The organism is Nocardiopsis sp. iso_186, assembly GCF_056173365.1.
On the sequence record NZ_CM149670.1, the window covers coordinates 2,087,340 to 2,105,840 of the forward strand.

13 protein-coding genes are annotated in these 18,501 nt (G+C 68.0%); 11 read left to right on the forward strand and 2 right to left on the reverse strand.

The window, feature by feature from the left end:
- Positions 1 to 20 precede the first annotated feature (20 nt).
- Positions 21 to 2,444, reverse strand: coding sequence for an HAD-IC family P-type ATPase (locus AC0VYP_RS09330; RefSeq protein WP_285760347.1), 2,424 nt, complete (start codon positions 2,442 to 2,444; stop codon positions 21 to 23).
- A gap of 237 nt (positions 2,445 to 2,681) precedes the next feature.
- Between AC0VYP_RS09330 and AC0VYP_RS09335 the strand changes: the two genes are divergently transcribed.
- The 4 genes from AC0VYP_RS09335 to AC0VYP_RS09350 all read left to right on the forward strand — a co-directional run bounded on the left by AC0VYP_RS09335 (position 2,682) and on the right by AC0VYP_RS09350 (position 5,753).
- Positions 2,682 to 3,503 (forward strand): NRDE family protein, encoded by an 822-nt coding sequence (locus tag AC0VYP_RS09335; RefSeq protein ID WP_475473508.1) that lies wholly within the window; start codon positions 2,682 to 2,684, stop codon positions 3,501 to 3,503.
- Between the two features lie 109 nt (positions 3,504 to 3,612).
- Complete coding sequence (locus tag AC0VYP_RS09340) at positions 3,613 to 3,849, forward strand: hypothetical protein (RefSeq protein ID WP_285760345.1); 237 nt, start codon at positions 3,613 to 3,615, stop codon at positions 3,847 to 3,849.
- 116 nt (positions 3,850 to 3,965) lie between these two features.
- Complete coding sequence (gene mshC / locus AC0VYP_RS09345; RefSeq protein WP_475473510.1) at positions 3,966 to 5,198, forward strand: cysteine--1-D-myo-inosityl 2-amino-2-deoxy-alpha-D-glucopyranoside ligase; 1,233 nt, start codon at positions 3,966 to 3,968, stop codon at positions 5,196 to 5,198.
- Between the two features lie 135 nt (positions 5,199 to 5,333).
- Complete coding sequence (locus tag AC0VYP_RS09350; RefSeq protein ID WP_285760343.1) at positions 5,334 to 5,753, forward strand: ABATE domain-containing protein; 420 nt, start codon at positions 5,334 to 5,336, stop codon at positions 5,751 to 5,753.
- A gap of 164 nt (positions 5,754 to 5,917) precedes the next feature.
- Here AC0VYP_RS09350 and AC0VYP_RS09355 read toward each other — a convergent pair whose 3' ends face one another.
- Positions 5,918 to 6,763 (reverse strand): PAC2 family protein, encoded by an 846-nt coding sequence (locus tag AC0VYP_RS09355; protein WP_475473512.1) that lies wholly within the window; start codon positions 6,761 to 6,763, stop codon positions 5,918 to 5,920.
- Between the two features lie 434 nt (positions 6,764 to 7,197).
- On the opposite strand from AC0VYP_RS09355, the gene metH reads away from it, so the two are divergent.
- From metH to AC0VYP_RS09390, 7 genes are all read left to right on the forward strand, one after another.
- Complete coding sequence (metH, locus tag AC0VYP_RS09360; protein WP_475473513.1) at positions 7,198 to 10,668, forward strand: methionine synthase; 3,471 nt, start codon at positions 7,198 to 7,200, stop codon at positions 10,666 to 10,668.
- A complete protein-coding gene (locus tag AC0VYP_RS09365) occupies positions 10,665 to 11,324 on the forward strand; it encodes an HAD family hydrolase (protein WP_475473515.1) in 660 nt (219 codons plus the stop codon). Before metH ends, AC0VYP_RS09365 begins: the two co-directional genes overlap by 4 nt.
- Before the next feature lie 99 nt (positions 11,325 to 11,423).
- Positions 11,424 to 11,900, forward strand: a complete 477-nt coding sequence (locus AC0VYP_RS09370; protein WP_285760339.1) for a cellulose synthase — start codon at positions 11,424 to 11,426, stop codon at positions 11,898 to 11,900.
- Positions 11,901 to 12,496: 596 nt separating this feature from the next.
- The gene (locus AC0VYP_RS09375; protein WP_285760338.1) at positions 12,497 to 13,522 is read left to right on the forward strand and encodes an ABC transporter permease; all 1,026 of its coding nucleotides are present in this window, start codon (positions 12,497 to 12,499) and stop codon (positions 13,520 to 13,522) included.
- A gap of 85 nt (positions 13,523 to 13,607) precedes the next feature.
- A complete protein-coding gene (locus AC0VYP_RS09380; RefSeq protein WP_475473517.1) occupies positions 13,608 to 15,359 on the forward strand; it encodes an ABC transporter substrate-binding protein in 1,752 nt (583 codons plus the stop codon).
- A 204-nt stretch (positions 15,360 to 15,563) separates the two neighbouring features.
- Positions 15,564 to 17,321, forward strand: coding sequence for an ABC transporter substrate-binding protein (locus tag AC0VYP_RS09385; protein WP_475473519.1), 1,758 nt, complete (start codon positions 15,564 to 15,566; stop codon positions 17,319 to 17,321).
- 102 nt (positions 17,322 to 17,423) lie between these two features.
- A complete protein-coding gene (locus AC0VYP_RS09390) occupies positions 17,424 to 18,437 on the forward strand; it encodes an ABC transporter permease (RefSeq protein WP_475473521.1) in 1,014 nt (337 codons plus the stop codon).
- Positions 18,438 to 18,501: the final 64 nt, after the last annotated feature.

An 18,501-nucleotide genomic window follows, 5' to 3' on the forward strand; every position in this document is an offset into this window, starting at 1 on the left:
CACGCGACCGCCGCCGAAGGTCAGGAAGCGGTGTCGCGCGCGAAGAACCAGTCGTCCACAATCCGCACGACGGTGATCAGCGTTGCCGCGACCCCCGCCACCACCAGGGCGGTGGTGAGCTTCGCGGGGTCGCTGACGTCCAGGGCGAAGAAGGTCCGGCCCGCCGGGGTGAGCAGCGCGGTCAGCAACAGCCCGGCCATCGCCCCCACCAGCACCACCTTCCACCACACGTAGGGTTTGGCCACCAGCAGCAGCACCCACAGCGTCGTCGCGCACAGCGTCACCACGACCGCTGTCCGGTCGGTGAGGTCGGGTGTCCTCGCGCCTTCGAGCACCATCAGATAGGTGGTGATCGCTGCGAATCCGCTGATCAGGCCGGCTGGTACCGCCAAGCGCAGGGTGCGCTTGACGAACCCCGGCCGGGCACGTTCGTTGTTGGGGGCCAGCGCCAGGAAGAACGAGGGGATGCCGAACGTGACCGCGTTGATCAACGTGGCGTGCCGGGGCAGGAACGGGTAGGCCACAGCGAGCACCCCGACGACACTGGCCATCGTCATGGAGTACACGGTCTTGGTGAGGAAGAGGTTGGCGACGCGCTCGATGTTGCCGATGACGCGGCGCCCCTCGGCCACCACGTACGGCAGGGTGGCGAACCGGTTGTCCAGCAGGACCAGTTGGGCGACCGATCGGGCCGCCTGGCTTCCCGACCCCATGGCGACGCCGATATCGGAGTCCTTCAGCGCCAGGACGTCGTTGACGCCGTCGCCGGTCATGGCGACGGTGTGTCCCCGCTCGCGCAGCCCGCGCACCATGGAGCGTTTCTGCTCAGGCGAGACGCGGCCGAAGACCGTGCCCTCCTCAACCCGGTCGGCGAACGCCGCGGCCTCGGTGGGCAGCTTCCGCGCGTCCACCGGATCGTGGGCGCCGGGGAGCTCCAACTCGGCGGCCACCGCTCCCACCGACACGGCGTTGTCGCCGGAGACCACCTTGACCTCGACGTCCTGGTCGGCGAAATAACGCAGTGTCGCCGCCGCGTCGTCCCGGATGCGCTGCTCCAGCACCACCAACGCCACCGGGGTGATCACGGTGGGGGCGGCGTCGGCACTGACCCGTTCGGGGGCGGCTGCCAACAGCAGCACCCGAAGACCCGTCGCACCGATCTCCTCGGCCTGGTCGGCCACCGCACTACCCGGTGCGGCCAGGACGTCGGCCGCCCCCAGGACCCAGTTGCGCCCGCCCTCGGGAGTGGCGAAACTGGCGCCGCTCCACCTGCGCCCCGAGGAGAACGCGGCGATGGACGTGGGCTCCCAATCCGGGGCCTGCGGGTACGCCTCGGCGATGGCCAGCATGCTCAGGTTGGGGCGCGGGTCCACCGCGGCCAGGGCGGCGAGCACTTCGCCGACCGGGAAATCGTGGGTGTCGCCGAGCTGATGGATCCGCGACAGCCGCATACCGTTCTCGGTGAGGGTGCCCGTCTTGTCGGTGCAGACCACGTCCACCCGGGCCAGGCCCTCGATCGCGGGAAGCTCCTGGACCAGGCACTGGCGTCGTCCCAACCGGACCACGCCAACGGCGAACGCGATGCTGATCAGCAGCACGAGTCCTTCGGGCACCATCGAGACCAGCGCGGCCACCATGCCGCGCAGGGCGTCGGGTACGGGGCCGTTGATGAATCCGTCGGTGACGGCGGCGTCACTGGTGACCTGGCTGCCCAGGTACAGCTGACTGTAGATCAGCAGAGCCCCCACGGGCAGGAGCAGCCAGGTGATGAAGGTCAGGATCCGGTTGACGCCCGCGCGCAGCTCGGAGTTGACCAGTCCGAACCTGCCCGCCTCCTCGGCCAGGCGCGCGGCGTAGGCGTCCCGGCCGACCTTCGTCGCCCGAAACCGCCCACTGCCGGCGACCACGAAACTGCCCGACAGGATCGGGTCACCCGGCTGCTTCACCACGGGGTCGGCTTCTCCGGTCAGCAGCGATTCGTCCACCTCCAGGCCCGCGGAGGAAAGCACGACCCCGTCCACGACGGCCTGCTCGCCCTGACCGAACTCCAGGACGTCGTCCAGGACGACGCCCTGGGTTGACACCTCCGTCACCTCGTTGTCGCGCACCACACGGGGGTGGGCGGCGTTGACGATGGCCAGCGCGTCCAGGGTGCGTTTGGCGCGCAGTTCCTGGATCACGCCGATCAGTGTGTTGAAGACGATGACCAGAGCGAACAAGCCGTCCTGGAGCGGGCCGATCACCGCGATGACGGCGAACAGCACCGCGACCATCGCGTTGATCCGGGTGAACACGTTGGCTCGGACGATCTGCCCGAGACTCCGGCTCGCCCGGATCGGAACGTCGTTGCCCAGCCCTGACGCCAGCCGGCGCGCTGCCTCCGCGGAGCTGAGTCCCCGCACGTCCTGTGCTGCGACCGCCGCTGCTCCACCCTGCTGGACCATCCGGTCTCCATCCGTGAATTGCCTTCTGGGGCCAGCGGCGGCGTCTAGAGGACGCGGCCGGGCCGGGGTGCTCACGCACCGGAGGTCTGAGCTTATGAGACCGGTGGCTTTCGCGTGTTCGCGCGAGCATTGTTTTCCACCCTGGCCAGAGCCGGGGCCGGCCCCGGCTCTTTCATTCGGTCGGCCCGTTATCCGGCGCTTATGGTGGGTGTGTCTCTTGCGTTAAGGAGTGCTCGGATGTGCACCGTCATCATCGGCTTCGACCCGGCGTCGCCCGTCCCGCTGGTCGTCGCAGCGCTGCGCGACGAGATGACCGACCGCCCCTTCGAGTCGCCGGGCGCGCACTGGCCCAGTAGCCCAGGACTGCTCGGCGGACGCGACCTGCTGGCCGGTGGGACATGGCTGGCGGTCTCGACGCAGGGTTCCCCCCGCGTCGCCGCCGTCCTCAACGGACGGCTCGACACCGCGCACACCGCTGGTCGGCGCCCCGTACTGGACCGCACCGTCGCCCCTGACATCCCGCGCCGCAGCAGGGGCGAGCTCCCCCTCCTGGCAGCACGCACGGGTGAACTCGGGCTTTCCCTCGACCAGTTGCGCGCATTCGACCCGTTTCACCTGATCATCGCGGACAGCGAAGCTGCGGCCCTGCTCAGCTGGGACGGGACCGGGCTCGCGCGCCAGGCGCTCGCCCCGGGGGTCACCATCGTCGTCAACAACGGTGTTGACCCGGCCGAGCCGCGCGCCGCCCGCAACACCCCGCTGTTCGAGCGCACCCGTCCGGTGCCGGGCGCCACCGTCCTGGCGTCGGCCGGCTCGGTCGGAGCCGTCTGGGGGGCCTGGCCCGGCCTGCTCGACGGTTCCGTACGCGACGGGGCGCGCACCGCCGGCACCGGTTCGGGGACCGACGACCCCGCAGCCCTGATCACCCGGGTCGAACTCATGGACGGCAGGGTGTGGGCCACCGGGTCGATCACCCTGTTGGCCTGCGCGCCCACGGCGCTGCGCTACGCCTTCAGCGACCGGCCGGGCGACCCGACCGCCTGGCGGATGATCCGCTGATCCGTCGAACGCTGCCCCGGTAAACCACTGTCGCCAGGCAGACGTCTGTTAGTCGAGCCAGTTGAGGCAGGACCGAAAAAGCCCCAGTCGGAAGGGTTGCGTACTCGAAGTGACCAATCGCGGAGCGCACGCGCGCCCGGGCGGCCCCAACGGCGGTGCGGGCCGGGCCAAAGCCGCGCTGGCCTGGGAGCGCGCGGCCTACTGGCTGCTCTACGTGGTCGCGCTGGCGGCCACCCTGTGGCACTGGAGTCACGACAACCTGGGACTGTCGGTGCTGTGCCTGGGGGCGGTCGTGGCGAGCATGGCGATGGTCGCCCTCTCCTCGCGGCCGCCCGACACGCCCTGAGTGCCTCCCACGAACACATCCGCCGCCCGATCCGATTCCCACGACGACTGGGGCGTTCGTCTCCCTAGGTCAGATGCCATGCCGGGCCGATTCCGCCCAGACGGGCAGATAGTCTCTTGCTCATGCGTTCTTGGTCTGCGCCCGAAACCGTCGCCCTCCCCGGAAACGGCGGGCCGCTCAGCGTCCACGACACCGTCACCGGCACCCTGCGCACGACAACCCCCGACCGTACAGCGCGACTCTACGTCTGCGGGATCACCCCCTACGATGCCGCACACCTGGGGCACGCCTTCACCTACCTCGTCTTCGACCTGCTCAACCGGGTGTGGCGCGATGCCGGCCATGACGTGGACTACGTCCAGAACACGACCGACATCGACGACCCCCTCCTGGAACGGGCCGAGGCCACCGGCGAGGACTGGCGGGCCCTGGCCGAACGCGAGATCCAGGTGTTTCGTGAGGACATGACGGCCCTGCGGATCCTGCCGCCGCGCGCCTACGTCGGAGTCGTCGAGTCCATCGACCTCATCGCCGATTTCGTCGCCCGCCTGCGGGAACGGGGCGCGGCCTACGAACTCGACGGTGACATCTACTTCTCCGCCGCCTCCTCCGAGGGCTTCGGCTCGGTCAGCGGCCTGGACCGCGACCAGATGCTGCACCTGTTCGCCGAGCGTGGCGGCGACCCCCAGCGCCCCGGCAAGAAGGATCCCCTGGACTGGCTGTTGTGGCGTGCCCAGCGTCCCGGAGAGCCTGCCTGGGATACCCCGCTCGGCCGTGGCCGTCCCGGCTGGCACGTCGAGTGCAGCGCCATCTCCCTGCACGAGCTCGGCATGTCCTTCGACCTCAACGGCGGCGGCGACGACCTCGTGTTCCCCCATCACGAGATGGGCGCGGCCGAGGCGCGTTGTGCGACCGGTACCGCCCCGCACGCGCAGAACTACGTGCACGTGGCGATGGTCGGCCTGGACGGCGAGAAGATGTCCAAGTCGTTGGGCAACCTGGTCTTCGTCTCGCGGCTGCGCGCCGACGGGGTGGACCCGATGGCGGTACGCCTGGCCCTGCTCGAACACCATTACCGCACCGCCTGGGAGTGGGGCGACACCTCCCTGGACGAAGCCCGTGCCCGCCTGGAGCTCTGGCGTTCCGCCGCCGCCCTGCCCGCTGCACCCGACGCCGCTCCACTGCTGGCCGAGGTGCGTGCGGCGCTTGCCGCCGACCTCGATTCGCCCGCGGCGCTGCTGGCCGTCAACACCTGGGCGAGGAGAGCACTGGCCGAGCCGCACGGCGACCCCGCAGCCCCGGCCCTGCTGCGCGACATCGTTGACACCCTCCTGGGTGTAGCGCTCTGACCCGTGCGGTCTCTCCAGGCCGCTGCGATCGCCCGCCCCCCGGGGAGACCGACCGTGCGCCGCGCAGTCGCGGGCACGGTCGGGGGAGCCGCCGAACCGTCATCACGCGATGGCGTTCCGTGATGTCATATCCCTATGACAACCCCCACCAAGAAGAGCGGCGCCGCCGCTCTCATCCACACCTTCATCAGTACCGGGGACTCGCTCTCCGACCGGGCCGATCTCGCCCGCTTCCTCCGGGAGCAGCGGCTGGCCACCGAGGGGGCCATCCCCATCACCCTCGCCGACCTCGACGAGGCGATCGCCCTGCGCGACGGACTGCGCGCCCAGTTGAGCCACGCGGCAGGGGGCCCCGGCGATCCCGAGGCCGTGGCCCGTGCCCAGCGGGTGCTCGACGGATTGCGTGTGACCGTGCGCCTGGTGCCGGGTGAGGCGGCGTTGTCGCCACTGGCCCCGGCCGTGGTCGACGAGGTGCGGCGCGGCCTGGCCCGGATCGCCGGCGCCTGGGCCGCGGTACTGGCCACGGGGGAGTGGCGCCAGATCACCCCGGGCTGACGGCAGGGAGGATCCGGCCCCGTGGGGGCCGGATCGTGCCGTCTGGCGAGCGTGCGCGGAGCCGGCCAGTCGGTTCCCGGTCGAATCGGGCGCGGCCGCAGGGAAAACGGGGCCGGGCCCGGTGGAGAAACCCCACCGGGCCCGGCCCCTGGACCCATGAACCGCTAGGATCCCTGGCCGCGTCGCTTCAAATAGCGTTCGAACTCCCGCGCGATCGCCTCGCCCGTCGCCTCGGGCAGCTCCGAGGCGTCCTTGGCCTCTTCAAGGCTGCGCACGTACCCGGCGACGTCCGAGTCCTCGGCCGCCAACTCGTCCACCCCGCGCTCCCAGGCCCTGGCGTCCTCGGGCAGCTCGCCCAGGCGCACGGTGAGGTCGAGGGTGTCCTCGACCCGACGCAGCAACGCCAGGGTTGCCTTGGGGCTGGGCGGCTGCGCCACGTAGTGCGGTACAGCGGCCCACAACGAGAACGTCTCCACACCCGCTCGGCTGAACACGTCGTGCAGCACGCCGATGATCCCCGTGGGGCCGTCGTAGGTCGTCGGCTCCAGGTTCATCGTCTTGGCCAGTTCGGGATGGGAGAACACGCTCGTCACCGGCACCGGCCGGGTATGCGGCACGTCCGCGAGCAACGCGCCGAGCAGGACGACCCGGCGCACTCCCAACTCCTGCGCCACCGACAACAGGTCGCTGGCGAACCCTCGCCAGCGCATGCTCGGCTCCGACCCCCGGACCAGCAGCACATCCCGCCCGCCGGGCGGACGCGACACCGACACCTTCACCCCCGGCCATCGGATGGACTGGCTGTTGCCGTTGACCGACTTCACCCGCGGCCGCGCGACCTGGAAGTCGTAGTAGTCCTCCGAATCCAGAGAAAGAAGTTCTTCGGAACCCCACGTGGTGGCCAGGTGCTCGACGACGGCGCTGGCCGCGTCACCGGCGTCGTTCCACCCCTCGAACGCGGCCACCATCACGGGCTCGACGAGCTTTCCGACGCTGTCGAGCTCAGGCACAGGCCGTCTCCTCACATTCCGGGCGCCACTGGTGGGTCACCCGGTCAACACCACCGACTGCCATCCGGCCGTTCCGCGAACCCAAGTCGCGTCGGCGGCGAACTCATCCGACGACGAAGTCGAACGCGGCTCGGCCGGTCCCGACCACCCTATGTCCAACGCCCCAGTGGGCGCAGTGGGCGAGCACCAAGTGTGTGCCCCTCCCGTACAACGACACGGTGTCGGGTCAACGAGGGCATAACAACGGCGGCACCGGTGTTCTTCCGACGCGTCCGAGCCCTTGTTGAACCCGTGCGATATCGTCGGGAGGTCGGCCGCGCCGCCAGCCGTAGGACACCGTCGTCCGACCCCGAGGGCTGAGCCGGTCACGGCTACGGCCCCCTGGACAACGGGCACGGCCCGCGGAACCCCAGTCCAACACCGAAGCCAGGTATATGAGTTCTCGACCCTCCTTTCGCGATGTCCTCACTTCCCGCGTCATCGTCGCCGACGGTGCGATGGGCACCATGCTCCAGGCGCACGACCTCGGTCTGGACGACTTTCAGGGACACGAGGGCTGCAACGAGATCCTCAACGTCACCCGGCCCGAGGTCGTGCGCGCCACCCATGCCGCTTTCTTCGACGTCGGTGTCAACTGCGTCGAGACCAACACCTTCGGCGCCAATTTCGGCAACCTCGGCGAGTACGACATCGTCGAACGCACCTACGAACTGGCCGAGTCCGGTGCCCGCCTCGCTCGTGAGGTCGCCGACGAGTACACCACGCGCGACCAGCCCCGTTACGTCCTCGGTTCGGTTGGTCCCGGGACCAAGCTGCCCACCCTCGGCCACGCGCCCTACGCCCTCCTGCGCGACTACTACGAGCAGTGCGGCCAGGGCCTCATCGACGGCGGCGCCGACGCCATTTTGATCGAGACCTGCCAGGACCTCCTCCAGGTCAAGGCGGCCGTCGTGGGTTCGCTGCGCGCGGTGCGCGCCGCGGGCCGCGATGTCCCCGTCATCGCCCAGGTGACCATCGAGACCACCGGCACCATGCTGATGGGCTCCGAGATCGGTGCGGCGCTCACCTCGCTGGAGCCGCTGGGCATCGACATGATCGGGTTGAACTGCGCCACCGGACCGGCCGAGATGAGCGAGCACCTGCGCTACCTCGCCCAGCACGCCCGTGTCCCGATCTCCTGCATGCCCAACGCCGGCCTGCCGGAGCTGGGCTCCACCGGTGCCGTCTACCCGCTCAGCCCCACCGAGCTCGCGGACGCCCACGACTCCTTCACCTCGGAGTTCGGTCTGGCCCTGGCCGGTGGCTGCTGCGGTACCACTCCCGAACACCTGCGCCAGGTGGTGGAACGGGTCCAGGGCCGCGGTATCAGGGAGCGCAAGCCGCTGAGCGAGCCCAGCGCCGCCTCGCTCTACCAGAGCGTTCCGCTCCGTCAGGACAGCAGCTACCTCGCAGTGGGCGAGCGCACCAACGCCAACGGCTCCAAGGTCTTTCGCACCGCGATGATCGAGGAGCGCTACGACGACTGTGTGGAGATCGCCCGCGACCAGATCCGTGACGGTGCTCACCTGCTCGACCTCAACATCGACTACGTGGGCCGTGACGGCGCCGGTGACATGCGCGAGCTCGCCTCCCGCCTGGCGACCGCCTCCACGCTGCCACTGATGCTGGACTCCACCGAGCCCGCTGTTCTGGAGGCCGGACTGGAGATGGTGGGCGGACGCGCCGTCGTCAACTCCGTCAACTACGAGGACGGCGACGGACCCGAGTCCCGGTTCACCACAATCATGGCCCTGGTCAAAGAGCACGGCGCGGCCGTGGTGGCGCTGACCATCGACGAGGAGGGCCAGGCGCGCACCGCCGAATGGAAGGTGCGCGTCGCGGTCCGGCTCATCGAGGAACTGACCGGTACCTGGGGGATGCGGGTCGAGGACATCATCGTCAACACCCTGACGTTCCCCATCGCCACCGGGCAGGAGGAGACCCGGCGCGACGGTATCGAGACGATCGAGGCCATCCGCGAGGTCTGCCGCCGCTACCCCGGGGTGCAGACGACGCTGGGGCTGTCCAACGTCTCCTTCGGCCTCAACCCGGCCGCGCGGATCGTGCTCAACTCGGTGTTCCTCAACGAGTGCGTCGAGGCCGGGCTGACCTCGGCGATCGTGCACGCCGCGAAGATCCTGCCGATGAACCGCATCCCCGAGGACCAGCGCCAGGTCGCCCTGGACATGGTCTACGACCGGCGCACCGCCGACTACGACCCGCTCGAGCGGTTCCTGGAGATGTTCGACGGGGTCAACGCCCAGCAGCTCAAAGCTTCGCGTGCTCAGGAACTGGCCGCCCTCCCGCTGTGGGAACGCCTCGAACGCCGCATCATCGACGGCGAACTGGTGGGGATCGAGAAGGACCTCGACGCCGGTCTCGCCGAGCGCCCGGCGCTGGCCATCGTCAACGACACCCTGCTCGCCGGGATGAAGGTCGTGGGCGAGCTGTTCGGCTCGGGGCAGATGCAACTCCCCTTCGTCCTCAAGTCCGCCGAGGTCATGAAGAAGGCCGTGGCCTACCTCGAACCGCACATGGAGAAGAGCGACGACGACGGCAAGGGCCGTATCGTGCTGGCCACGGTCAAAGGTGACGTCCACGACATCGGCAAGAACCTCGTGGACATCATCTTGAGCAACAACGGCTACGACGTCGTCAACATCGGTATCAAGCAGCCGGTCGCGGCGATCCTGGACGCCGCGGAGGAGCACCGGGCCGACGTCATCGGAATGTCGGGTCTTCTGGTCAAGTCCACGGTCATCATGCGCGAGAACCTGGAGGAGATGAACTCCCGAGGTATCTCCGAGCGCTACCCGGTGCTGCTCGGTGGCGCCGCACTGACCCGCTCCTACGTCGAGCAGGACCTCGCCGGGATATTCGACGGCCACGTCCGCTACGCGCGCGACGCCTTCGACGGACTGCGGCTGATGGACGCCTTCATGGCGGTGAAGCGCGGGGTCGCGGGAGCCGAGCTGCCTCCCCTGCGCCAGCGCCGGGTCAAGACCGGCGCCAAGCTCACCGTCACCGAGCCCGAGGCGATGCCGGAGCGCAGCGACGTCTCGGTGGTCAACCCCGTACCGGCCCCGCCGTTCTGGGGGGACCGGATCAGCAAGGGCGTACCGCTCGCCGACTACACCGCCTTCCTGGACGAGCGCGCCACCTTCATGGGGCAGTGGGGACTGAAGGGATCGCGTGGCGACGGCCCCGGCTACGAGGAGCTGGTGGAGACCGAAGGCCGACCGCGCATGCGCATGTGGCTGGACCGTATCCAGACCGAGGGGTGGTTGGAGGCCGCGGTCGTCTACGGCTACTACCCCTGCTACAGCGAGGGCGACGACCTCGTCGTGCTGGACGAGGACGGCGCGACCGAGCGGACCCGGTTCACCTTCCCCCGCCAGCGCCGCGACCGCCACCTGTGCCTGGCCGACTACTTCCGCCCCAAATCCTCGGGGGAACTGGACGTGGTGGCCTTTCAGGTGGTCACCGTGGGCTCGGCGATCAGCCGGGCCACCGCGGAGCTGTTCGAACGCAACGCCTACCGCGACTACCTCGAACTCCACGGTCTTTCGGTACAGCTCACCGAGGCGCTGGCGGAGTACTGGCACACCCGCGTGCGTGCCGAGCTCGGGTACGCCGGTGAAGATCCAGCCGAGCTCGACGCCTTCTTCAAGCTCGGCTACCGCGGCGCACGGTTCTCCTTGGGCTACGGCGCATGCCCCAACCTGGAGGACCGCGCCAAGATCGTGGGGCTTCTCCAGCCCGAGCGTGTCGGAGTCACCCTGTCGGAGGAGTTCCAACTCGTTCCCGAGCAGGCAACCGACGCCATCGTCATCCACCACCCGGAAGCGAAATATTTCAACGTATGACAGCTGAGACGATCCACGCCGTGCTGTTCGACATGGACGGCACTTTGATCGACACCGAGCACCTGTGGGGGGAATGCGAGCGCGAGGTTGTGAGCGAGCTCGGCGCGGTCTGGACCGACCAGGACCAGCGCAACACGGTCGGCGCCTCGGCGACCATGGTCACCCGGTACATGATCGACAAGACGGGCACCGACCGTTCCGCGGAGCAGATCCACACCATGCTCGCGGAGGCCATGGAGACCCGGCTCAAGGGCGGGGCGGACCTGCGCCCCGGAGCCAAGGAGCTCCTCGCCCAGATCGCTGATGCCGGTATCCCGATGGCACTGGTCACCTCCACCCATCGGCCGCTGATCGGCTACTCCCTGGACCTCATCGGCGCCGACTACTTCCAGGTCACCGTCGCCGGTGACGAGGTGTCGCACAACAAGCCGCACCCCGAGCCCTACCTCAAGGCCGCACGGATGCTGGGCGTCAACCCCCGGCGGTGTGTGGCGTTCGAGGACTCGCCCACCGGTGTCGCCTCGGCCCAGGCCGCCGGTTGCGTCACCGTGGCCGTGCCGCACCTGATGGCCATCGAAGAGGCCGACCGGCGCCACGTCGTGCAATCACTGGAGGGCATCGACGCCCAGTGGGTCCGTTCGGTGGCGCGTCCCTGACGACAATCCGAGCGTGAACCGTGGCCACCCGTCGCGACCTGCCCTCCCTAGGGGACACGCCTGATGCTCTCGGGCAGCAGGTGATGTCAGACTGGAACCATGCCGACACAGATCCCTTTTGAAGGTCCGGTGCTGGGAGCCGCTCTCACTGTGGTGGGGCTGATCGTCTCGTGGCTGGTGTGGCGCCGCAAGGGCGCCGCGCCCGGGCTGCGTGCGGTGGCCTGGTCACTGCTCCCCCTGGCCGTTGGCCTCATGGGGCTGATGACGATCCTGTGGCGCCTGGTCGCCGATGTCATCGGTTTTTTCGCGAGCCTGGTGTTCAATCCGATCGTCTGGGCCGGTGTCGCCCTGACCGGCCTGGCCGTGGTGCTGTGGGTGGCCGGCGGCTTCATGGCGGCACGCGGGATCGGTGTCCGGGCGGGGGCCAAGCGCCCGACCGCGGCAGCCGGGGGTGCTGCTGAGGGTGCGCCCCAGGTCGCGGCGCCCAAGGCCAAGCCCGCCGCAGCACCGACGTCCGGGGCGGACGACGATTTCGACGACATCGAGGCGTTGCTGCGCAAGCGCGGAATCGACTGAGCCGGCGGTGACCGCGTCGCGCCAACGCTCGAAGGGCCGTCGTGTCCGATTCGGTCGTGCGTTTTCGACGGCGGTTCCGCCCGGTTTCCTTCATGGGAAGCTGGTGGCGGGGCCGCCGTTGCTCGTGTCGGGAAAGTTCCTTTTCGGATCACATATGCTCACTCTGCGCGAGACATTGCAGGCCGCCGTCCTGGCACGGAAAGCCTCCGTTCGTGCACAATGAGTAACCAGTGCATGGTCCCAAGGGTCGGTGTGCGTCCTGCGCACAGATGACGGATTTAGCTTTGTCTCGTCACGATTCAGCTACAAGGTGCCTGGCTGGACGTTTTGCTACCTACTCGGGCGTAAATTGTCCGTCGTGCGCTGTAGGGCGCACAATGAGGGTTAGTTCTGTTTGCGTCATCCGTTAAGCGGGGCTTAGTTTGACGCCACTGGTGTGAGAGACCCACTCACAGCCAGTGACGGCCGGATCAGTCGAAGCGTGATCATCGGGCTCCTCTTCACCCCCGAATCACGTCGGTCCCGCCGAGTTATCCGGAAGATCCACCGGAGTCGAATCCGCAGCCACAAGCAGGTAGTGGGGGAGTAGTGGTGTCATGACCGCGCCTTTGGACGCACCAGAATCGGCGCAGCAGGCCGATCCAGAGGCGATTGCCCGAGGGGCCCGCAACGTTGCGAGTCGTTCGCTCACCCAGATCGCCTGGCAGCGCCTTCGTCGCGACAAGATCGCGATGATCGCCGGCCTCATCGTGCTGCTGCTCATCCTCGCCGCGGTGTTCGCGCCGCTGCTGGTCAAGTGGTTCGGCTACCCGCCCACCGAGTTCAACCAGGCTCCCATCGACCCGGCCACCGGTGGCGTCTACAAGGACCCCGACAACCCGTTCGCGGGGATCGACAAGACCGGCGGCATCAGCTGGGACCACCTGCTGGGTCTGGAGCCCAAGACCGGGCGAGACCTCTTCAGCCGCATCCTCTACGGTGCGCAGATCTCGCTGCTGGTCGCCTTCCTGTCCACGATCCTGTGCGTGTTCATCGGCACCGTCTTGGGGATCATCGCCGGATACGTGGGCGGCTGGGTTGACACCGTGATCAGCCGGGCCATGGACATCTTCCTGGCCTTCCCGCTGCTGCTGTTCGCAATCGCGCTGGTCGGTGTCATCCCCGACTCCGCGTTCGGGCTCACCGGAAACGGGCTGCGGGTCGGACTGATCGTCTTCATCATCGGCTTCTTCAACTGGCCCTACGTCGGCCGCATCGTCCGGGGCCAGACCCTGACGCTGAAGGAGCGAGAGTTCGTCGAGGCCGCCCGGAGCCTGGGCGCGAGCAACCGGCACATCCTCTTCCGAGAGCTGCTGCCCAATCTGCTCACGCCGATCCTGGTGTACGCGACGCTGCTCATCCCCACCAACATCCTCTTCGAGGCGGCGCTGTCCTTCCTCGGTGTGGGAATCAGCCCCCCCACCCCGACCTGGGGACGCATGCTCTCCGAGGCGCTGCCCTATTACACGACGTCACCCCACTTCGTGATCATCCCCGGTGTGGCGATCTTCATCACCGTGCTTGCCTTCAACCTCTTCGGCGACGGCCTGCGCGATGCCTTCGACCCTCGCTCCTCCGACTAAGCGGTGACCGGTCGCAACCGGACCGGGCACCTGCCGGAGGACATCCCCACCGTATTTCCCTAGCCCGTAAGAAAGGCTGACTACATTGAAGAAACGAGCACTGGGGTTTATCGCGCTCGGCGCGGCCTCTGCTCTGTTGCTCTCCGCCTGTGGCGGAAGTGACGGCGGCGGTACCGGAAGCGGTGACGCACCGGGTGAGTTCAACCAGGGCGCGACCGAGGTCGTCAACCCCTCCGACGCCACCGGTGGCACCCTGCGTTACGCCATCAACGACGACTTCGACTCCACGGACCCCGGTAACACCTACTACGGGTTCTCCTGGAACTTCTCGCGTTACTACGCGCGCACCCTGGTCACCTACAAGACCGAGCCGGGCGCAGCCTCCTCCGAGATCGTCCCCGACCTCGCCGAGGAGATGCCCGAGCCCAGCGACGAGGCCAAGACCTGGACCGTCAAGCTCAAGCAGGGTCTGAAGTACGAGGACGGCACGGACATCGTCGCCGAGGACATCAAGTACGCCATCGCGCGCAGCAACTACGGCGGCCAGCTGAGCAAGGGCCCCGAGTTCTTCGCGCAGCTCCTCGACGAGGACGACTACAAGGGTCCCTACGAGGACGACGACCTCGACAACTTCACCGCGATCGAGACCCCTGACGACCACACCCTGGTCTTCAAGCTCAAGGAGTCGTTCTCGGAGTTCCCCTACGTCCTGCTCCAGCCGCAGACCGCTCCGGTCCCGGCCGAGGCCGACAATGGCGAGCAGTACCAGACCAGCGTCCTCTCGTCCGGCCCGTACAAGTTCGACGGCGACTACGAGCCCGGCGTGAAGCTGAACCTGACCCGTAACGAGGAGTGGGACGCCGAGTCCGACCCCATCCGCACGGCGCTGCCCGACAACATCACCGTCGAGCTCGGTGTTGACCAGGACGAGATCGACCAGCGTCTGGTCAACGGCCAGCTCGACGTCAACCTCGCCGGTGTCGGCGTGGGCCCGGCCATGAAGGGCCAGCTCGTCGGTGACGAGTCCAAGCAGGCCTTCCTGGACAACCCGCCCAGCGGCGCCCTGCGCTACGTCAACATCAACAACACCGTCATCCCCGACGTGGCCTGCCGCCAGGCGATCATGTACGCCGCCAACCGCGACAGCCTCCAGCGCGCCTGGGGCGGCGCCATCGGTGGCGACATCGCCACCCAGCTCATGCCGCCGCAGCTGCCGGGTGCCGACAACGACTACGACCCCTACCCCTCCGAGGACAACACCGGCGACCTCGACGCCGCCAAGGAGAAGCTGAAGGAGTGCGGCGAGGAGGACGGTTTCAGCGTCAACATCGCCGCGCGCGAGGGCCGCGACAACGACATCGCGACCGCCGAGGCCCTGCAGGAGTCGCTGTCCCGCGTCGGGATCGAGACCAGCATCAAGTCCTACCCGGCCTCGGACTTCGCCACCCAGTACGCGGGTTCGCCCGACTACGTCAAGGACAACGACCTCGGTCTGATCGTCCTCGGCTGGATCCCCGACTGGCCCACCGGCTACGGCTTCATGAAGAGCATCATCGACGGTCGCTCCATCAAGGACTCCGGCAACTACAACATGGCCGAGTTCGACAACAAGGAGGTCAACGACCTCTTCGACGAGTCCGTCGAGACCGTTGACGACGACGAGCGCGCCGCGATCTACACCGAGATCGACAAGATCGTCATGGAGGAGGCCGCGGTCCTGCCGGTCGTCTTCGACAAGGGCCTGCTCTACCGCCCGGAGAACCTGACCAACGTCCACTTCTCCAACGGCTTCGCGATGTACGACTACATGACCCTCGGCACCAGCAACACCGAGTAATCGAGTAGTAGTCGGCAGTACGGTTCGCCGCTACCGCGAAGCGGCACCACACCTGCGGGTGACGGGGCCCGGATCCCGAACGGATCCGGGCCCCGGTCCCGCTCGTATCCGGACCGACCGCCCCCTCTGGTCGGCCCGGGACTTCGGAACCTTGACGGGCGCGCCGCCAATCGCCCCTGGCTCGCCCCGCACGAAAGGCACCCCATGAACAAGCGCGGACTCGGTTCCGTCGCGGTCGCGACCGCTACGGTGCTCCTCCTCGGCGCCTGCGGTTCAGTCGAAGAAGGGAGCGACGTCGAGGACACGTACAACTTTGCCACCGAGCAGGTTGTCAACCCTTCTGACGCCACCGGTGGAACGCTCCGCTTCGGATACAGCGACCAGATCGAAAGCACCGACCCGGGAAACACCTATTACGGGTACAACTGGAACTTCACGCGCTTCTACGCGCGGGCGCTGATGACCTATGCCCCCGACGTCGGCACCGCCGGAACCGCTGCGGTCCCCGACCTCGCCGTCGATCTGCCCGTCCCCAGCGACGACGGTCTGAGCTGGACGGTCAAGATCCACCCCGGCCTCAAGTACGAGGACGGCACGGAGATCGTCGCCGAGGACATCAAGTACGCCGTCGCGCGCAGCAACTACGGCGAAGAACTGCTCAACGGTCCCAAGTACTTCCAGGAGCTGCTGGCCGACAGCGACTCCTACGCAGGCCCCTATGCCGGCGGCGACCCGCTGGCCGGCTTCGGCGGCATCGAGACCCCTGACGACCACACCCTGGTCTTCAAGCTCAAGCGGCCCTTCGCCGACTTCCCCTACATCCTCACCGAGCCCCAGAGCGCGCCGGTCCCCGTTGACACCGAAGAAGGCAAGGGCGAGCTCTACCAGACCCGCGTCCTCTCCTCCGGCCCCTACAAGTTCGCCGAGGACTACCAGCCCGGAAGCGGACTCCACCTGGTCCGCAACGACCAATGGGACCCTGCCACCGACCCGATCCGCAAGGCCCTGCCCGACGAGATCACCGTCGAGGAAGAGCTCGACCCCAACGAGATCGACCAGCGCCTCATGACGGGGGCGCTCGACGTTGACCTCGGCGGAAACGGCCTCTCCCCGGCAGCCAAGGGCGCCGCGATCAGCGACGGGCAGATCAAGCCCCGGCTGGACAACCCCTCGACCGGCGCCGTACGCTATGCGGCGATCAACACCCAGGTCGAGCCGCTGGACGATGTGGCCTGCCGCCAGGCCATCATGTTCGCCGCCGACCACGATTCGCTGCGCCGCGCCTGGGGTGGTGAGATCGGTGGTGAGATCCCCACCCAGTTCCTGCCGCCCACCCTGGCCGGCCACGACGCCACCATCGACTTCTACCCCTCGGAAGACGACAAGGGCGACGCCGACCTGGCGCTGGAGAAGCTCCAGGAGTGCGGTGAACCCGACGGGTTCAGCACCAACATCGCCGTGCGCAGCGACCGCCCGGCCGAGGTCGAGGCCGCGCAGGCACTCCAGCAAAGCCTTGAACGGGTCGGGATCTCCACCGAGATCAAGGAGTACCCGAGCAGCCCGTTCACCAAGAGCTACGCCGGCTCGCCGGAGTACGCCAACAGCAACGACATCGGGCTCACCTTCTACGGCTGGATCCCCGACTGGCCGACCGGCTACGGCGTGCTGTACCCGCTGCTCTACGGCGGGGACAACATCCGCGCCCAGTCCAACAGCAACCTGTCGCAGCTCGACGACCCCGACATCAACCGGTTGCTCGAACGCTCCACCGAGACCACCGACCCCGATGAGCAGGCGGCGATCTACGCTAACGTCAACAGGCTGGTCATGGAGAACGCGGCGATCGTGCCCGCGGTCTTCGAGAAATCAGTGCTCTACCGGCCCGAGAACCTGACGAACGTCTACTTCCACTCGGGTTACGCCATGTACGACTTCATGGCACTGGGCACCACGAACAAGTAACACCCAAGCACCGTCCACGAGTTTGAGATAGGCAGGTGAAGGCCGCGGGGGCGGCCGGGACCTCCACAAGGGGTCCCGGCCGACCGTCGCTGCCGGCGTACGTTGCTCACATACATCCTTCGTCGCCTCGGCGCCGGCGCACTACTGCTGGGTATCGTCACCATGGTGACGTTCGTCATCTTCTACGGAGTGCCCCGCATGGCCGGGCAGACCGTGGAGCAGCTCGCTGCCATGTACGTCGGTAGGGCGCCCACCCCGGCGGCCATCGAGGCCACCATCGAGCGCCTCAACCTCGACCAGCCCATCGCGGTCCAGTTCTGGGAATTCCTCAAGGGCATCTTCATCGGCGCCGACTACCAGTACGGCCGCGACATCGTGCACTGCTCCGCGCCGTGCTTCGGCTACTCCTTCCAGAACAACACCGAGGTCTTCGGCGAGATCGTCAAGCGCCTCCCGGTGACCTTCTCCCTCGCCATCGGCGCGGGCGTGCTCTGGCTCATCGGCGGCGTGGCCGTCGGTGTGGTCTCCGCGATCAAGAAGGGCAGCATCTTCGACCGCGTCGCCATGGGCGTCGCCCTGGCCGGCGTGTCCATGCCGATCTTCTTCACCGGTCTGCTGGCGCTCGCCTTCCTGGTCCACAGCTGGAAGATCCTGCCCAACGCCAGCTACACGCCGTTCACCGAGAACCCCGTGGCCTGGGCGTCGGGCTTGTTCCTGCCCTGGGTCGTCCTGGCCTTCCTGCACGCGGCCCAGTACGCGCGCCAGACCCGCGCCGGAATGCTGGAGACCATGGGCGAGGACTACATCCGCACCGCTCGGGCCAAGGGCCTCAAGGAGCGTACGGTCGTCCTCAAGCACGGCCTGCGTCCGACCCTCACCCCGATCCTGACCATCTTCGGTCTGGACATCGGTCTGGTCCTGGGTGGTGCGGTGCTCACCGAGCAGGTGTTCTCGCTCAACGGCATCGGCCGCTACGCGGTCAACGCCATCGCTTACAAGGACCTCCCCGTCGTGCTGGGTGTCACCCTGTTCGGCGCAATCTTCATCGTCGTCTGCAACCTGCTCGTCAACCTGCTCTACCCGCTGGTCAACCCCCGGGTGCGGGCCGCGCACTAGCCGGCCTGGCGGTACCGCGATCCGGTACCGCCTCGCCGGACCCAGTACCACGATGACGATCCTC